Raw genomic sequence first — 3,623 nt, forward strand, 5'->3', positions numbered from 1 at the left:
CTTCAACGTCGATCATCGCGAAATGCGACAGGTTCACCATGCCGCAATCCTCGCTCATCGCCAGGTGCTCGGCATTGGAAACGCGCCAGAAATGTCGGTTGTCCCATTCGTTTTCGCGTTTCGGGACACGGTTGCCGTATTTCTCGAGCAGATGCTCGTTGGCGGCATAGCCATGGGCGCGCTCCCAGCCGCCAAGCTCCATGAAATAGCCGCCAAGCGCCCTCTCGCGCTCCCAGAAGGGCGAGCGGCGCACATCGCGGCCGGTCGCATAAGGTTCGCGCGGATGCACCGCCGGATTATAGACCTTCTGCGCCGCCTCGCCGCAGCGACCCTCGATGAACTTCTCTTCGAGCATGTGGGGGTAGAAGCGGGAATAATCGATCTTGTTGTGGTCGATAGGCGTGCGCCCGTCGGTCATCCAGTCGGCTATGAGCTTGCCCATGCCAGGGCCGTCCTTGACCCAGATGGCAACGGCATACCACAGGCCGCGAACCTTCTGGCTCTCGCCCATCGACGGCCCGCCATCGGTGGTGACCTGCAACAGTCCATTGAACGAATGGCTCTCGTTGTATCCCAGTTCACCCAGGATCGGCGTGAGTTCCATGGCGCGTTCGAGTGGGGCTATGATCTGCTCCATGTCGAGGTCGCGCTGCGAGGGCGAAAGGCGCGCCTCATGCTTCTCCAGTAAATCGCGCGGATGGCAAAGGCGCGGGTTGGTCTCCTCGTAGTAACCCCACTCGATCTGCCCGCCTTCGGCGGTCTTGGGGTCGCCGGTATCGCGCATATAGGCCGAATTGCCCTGATCGCGCAGCAGCGGCCAGCCTATCTCCTTGCCGGTCCCGGCAAACTCGGTGTACGGGCCAAAGAAGGTGAGCGGATGATCGACCGGCATGACCGGCAGGTCCTCGCCCGCCATCTCTGCGATCAACCGGCCCCAAAGGCCAGCGCAAACCACCACGTGGTCGGCCATGATGGTGCCGCGGTCGGTCACCACGTCCTTGATGCGACCTTTCTCGACAACGAGTGACTTGGCCGAGGTATTGGCGAAAGCCTGGAGTTTGCCGGCTGCGACGCCCTGATCGACAAGCTTGCCTGCCACAGTCTGCGAACGCGGAATGACAAGACCGGCATCGGGAWCCCAAAGGCCGCCCTGCACCATGCTTTCTTCGATCAGCGGGAACTTTTCCTTGATCTCGGTCGGCTCGATCAGGCGCGCGCGCGTGCCGAACGCCTTTGCCGAGGCGATCTTGCGCTTGATCTCTTCCATGCGATCGTCGTCGCCGACACGCGCAACCTCAAGGCCGCCAATGCGGGCGTAGTGGCCCATCTTCTCGTAGAAATCTATGGAGTAGAGCGTCGTCCAGCAAGACAGGAAATCGTGGCTCGTCGCGTAGCAGAAGTCGGAGGCGTGCGCCGTCGAGCCGATGTCGGTCGGGATACCGGATTTGTCGATGCCAACGATATCGTCCCACCCGCGCTCGATCAGGTGATGGGCAACCGATGCGCCCACGATGCCACCCAGCCCGATGATGACGACCTTCGCCTTTTTCGGAAACTCTGCCATTGCCCACGACTCCGAGATGATTTTGCCGGCAGACTATAGGGCCGTGCTGGGCGATTGCAGCCTGTTTGCGACATTGCCAAAAAGCCGCGCGACCAGAACCGGAAAGTCGTCGCTACCCGACCGGAAAATTGCCGACTCGTTAACCCTATCCAGATGAGCCGAATGGTAGAAACGACCCACAAGATGAATAGCCGGGTGGAAACCTACATGGACGTAGTGGCGAACAAAGACGACGGCTACACACAGTCAAGGACAGTCATCGATTTCACCTTGCCGCTATGGTTGATGCTTGCAGCTGTCGTCGTGTGCGGCGCGATCCTGTCTCTGCCGATAACCGTCCCTATCGGCCCTATGTATTGGGACGTCTTCATCTACTACGATGCGGCCAACCGCATCTTTTCCGGCCAGGTCCCGATCGTCGACTTCTTTGCGCCGGTCGGTCCGCTCGGCTACTATCTTGCCGCCGGGCTGATCTGGCTATTTCCAAACGGGCAGCCGTCGCTACTAGCCGCCTGGTCTCTGCTGATCGTTTCGGCGCCGCTGATGGGCATAGTACTTTGGGAAGTCGGCAGCCGGTCGCGCGTCACGGCGATGGCGTTGCTCATTCCCTTCCTGCTGTTTGCGCTGCTGCCCTTCAATACGCGCGAATTTTACCCACTTCCAGGTTCCGATGCGTTCGGCATCTACAATCGCCAGTCTTGCCAGCTTCTCTACATTCTGGTCGCGGCATTGATGTTCGTACGCAAGCAGCCCGCTCTGCTGGCCCTGATCACGCTGATCATGACCGCGCTGTTTTACCTCAAGATCACCGGCTTTGCCGTTGGCGGCATTATCTGCGCCTACGCTTTCCTCGCTGGGCGCGTGCAATTCCGCACCGGGCTGCTGGCAGCGCTTGCCTTCGCAGCAATCCTCGCCGTCATCGAGGTTTTGACTGGCATCGCAAGCGCCTATGTCGGCGACATTCTGCTTCTCGTCAGCAACAATAGCGGCTCGCTTTTCTCGCGCCTGCGGGAATCGGCGTCCCAGAATTTCGACGTGGTGATCGTCGCCGCCGCTCTGATAGCCGTGCGTAGTTGGACCGAACTGCGCCGTAAGCCAGACCCCACGGCGACCATAGCCAGCTCCTCGCTGGTCGCGCGTGTACAAGCCTTCTTCAATCTACTTCCGGCGTGGTTAGCCGCCATGCTCTTTGCCGGCGTCCTGTTCGAAGCGCAGAATACCGGCAGCCAGGGTTTCATATTCCTCTGGCCTGTATTGCTGGCGATCCTGTTGAGGACAGAAAGGCTGAACGCAAGGCCAGCGCTGCTGCTGACGGTCGCTGGGTTAGTCGCAGCAATCGCGTTGCCGCCGGCGYTCGCAGTGTTCTCGCGCGCGGCGCGCACCTATATAGGCGGCGCCAACAATCCAGCTCTAGTGCATCGCAACCTGAAGACGCTGGGCGCGGTCAACATGCGCCAGGAGGTTTCCGTCCGAGCCGATCGCATGCTGGCATTTTATCCCGGGCATCGCGCTTTTTACGACGACCTGATTGGCATAGACGAAAACCCGACGCCGCTGATCTATTCGGACTTCCATTTCCAAATCGGCCACCTGAAGGCGCAGGACCGCGCAATCGACTCGATCAGGGCCCTCGAAGCCGCCAAGGGAATTCGATTTGAGACCATCATGACGCTCGATTTCATCAACCCGTTCCCATGGCTGATGGACCGCACAGCGCCACTGCACATCTCGATCGGCGCCGATCCGTTCCGCACCGTGCCCACCCCCGGCCCCGAAGTGCAGGCCGCCGTAGCCGGAGCCGACCTCGCGCTCTACCCGACCTGCCCGCCGACGATAAACAACGCCGCGCTCCATGCGATCTACGCCGAGGCCCTAGCGGGCCACAAGCGCGTCAAGCTGGACGATTGCTATGACGCGCTGGTCAACCCGAAATTCGCCGCAGCGCTTGGGCAATAAAGCTTCAGCGGTTGCGGTCTTCCATATCGAAGCGCGGCTTCCACAGTTCCAGCAGCATCATCGCCATGATGAGGATGTAGGGGAAGTAGACGCGGCTCTCTGG

General features: G+C 60.5%; 2 protein-coding genes. One reads left to right on the plus strand and one right to left on the minus strand.

The genetic code is table 11. The features are described 5' to 3' along the window. Positions 1-1,564, minus strand: a 1,564-nt coding sequence (locus AC1DUU_RS26315; RefSeq protein WP_476786306.1) for an FAD-dependent oxidoreductase, incomplete at its 3' end; no start/stop codon positions are given. A 207-nt stretch (positions 1,565-1,771) separates the two neighbouring features. On the opposite strand from AC1DUU_RS26315, the gene AC1DUU_RS26320 reads away from it, so the two are divergent. Continuing rightward, the gene (locus AC1DUU_RS26320) at positions 1,772-3,520 is read left to right on the plus strand and encodes a hypothetical protein (RefSeq protein ID WP_476786307.1); all 1,749 of its coding nucleotides are present in this window, start codon (positions 1,772-1,774) and stop codon (positions 3,518-3,520) included. The last annotated feature ends 103 nt before the right edge of the window (positions 3,521-3,623 follow it).

This window comes from Aminobacter sp. P4_H6_2, from assembly GCF_056400805.1.